This is a genomic window from Streptomyces sp. NPDC001970 (genome assembly GCF_053594115.1).
The window spans coordinates 3,828-5,227 of the sequence record NZ_JBSFDW010000094.1; the positions used below are offsets into that span (position 1 = coordinate 3,828).

Consider the following 1,400-nt stretch of genomic DNA (forward strand, 5'->3'; position numbering starts at 1 on the left):
TCTGAGACCTGATGCCGAGCCGATTGTGGTGAAGTGGATGATCCTATGCTGTCGAGAAAAGCCTCTAGCGAGTTTCATGGCGGCCCGTACCCTAAACCGACTCAGGTGGTCAGGTAGAGAATACCGAGGCGTTCGGGTGAACTATGGTTAAGGAACTCGGCAAAATGCCCCCGTAACTTCGGGAGAAGGGGGGCCACGCCTGGTGATGAGTTTTGCACTCTGAGCTGGGGGTGGCCGCAGAGACCAGCGAGAAGCGACTGTTTACTAAAAACACAGGTCCGTGCGAAGCCGTAAGGCGATGTATACGGACTGACGCCTGCCCGGTGCTGGAACGTTAAGGGGACCGGTTAGCTCCATTTCGGTGGGGCGAAGCTGAGAACTTAAGCGCCAGTAAACGGCGGTGGTAACTATAACCATCCTAAGGTAGCGAAATTCCTTGTCGGGTAAGTTCCGACCTGCACGAATGGCGTAACGACTTCTCGACTGTCTCAACCATAGGCCCGGTGAAATTGCACTACGAGTAAAGATGCTCGTTTCGCGCAGCAGGACGGAAAGACCCCGGGACCTTTACTACAGTTTGATATTGGTGTTCGGTTCGGCTTGTGTAGGATAGGTGGGAGACTGTGAAGCTTGGACGCCAGTTCAGGTGGAGTCGTCGTTGAAATACCACTCTGGTCGTGCTGGATGTCTAACCTGGGTCCGTGATCCGGATCAGGGACAGTGTCTGATGGGTAGTTTAACTGGGGCGGTTGCCTCCCAAAGGGTAACGGAGGCGCCCAAAGGTTCCCTCAGCCTGGTTGGCAATCAGGTGTTGAGTGTAAGTGCACAAGGGAGCTTGACTGTGAGACCGACGGGTCGAGCAGGGACGAAAGTCGGGACTAGTGATCCGGCGGTGGCTTGTGGAAGCGCCGTCGCTCAACGGATAAAAGGTACCCCGGGGATAACAGGCTGATCTTCCCCAAGAGTCCATATCGACGGGATGGTTTGGCACCTCGATGTCGGCTCGTCGCATCCTGGGGCTGGAGTCGGTCCCAAGGGTTGGGCTGTTCGCCCATTAAAGCGGTACGCGAGCTGGGTTTAGAACGTCGTGAGACAGTTCGGTCCCTATCCGCTGCGCGCGTAGGAATATTGAGAAGGGCTGTCCCTAGTACGAGAGGACCGGGACGGACGAACCTCTGGTGTGCCAGTTGTTCTGCCAAGGGCATGGCTGGTTGGCTACGTTCGGGAGGGATAACCGCTGAAAGCATCTAAGCGGGAAGCCTGCTTCGAGATGAGTATTCCCACCCACTTGATGGGGTAAGGCTCCCAGTAGACGACTGGGTTGATAGGCCAGATGTGGAAGCCCGGTAACGGGTGAAGCTGACTGGTACTAATAGGCCGAGGGCTTGTCCTCAGTTGCT

Annotated in this window: 1 rRNA gene (only partly in view); it reads left to right on the top strand. The window is 56.1% G+C overall.

Features of this window, described 5'->3' with window-relative positions:
- Positions 1 to 1,393: ribosomal RNA gene (locus ACWCP0_RS41855) — 23S ribosomal RNA — on the top strand (it extends 1,795 nt beyond the left edge of the window).
- Positions 1,394 to 1,400 lie beyond the last annotated feature (7 nt).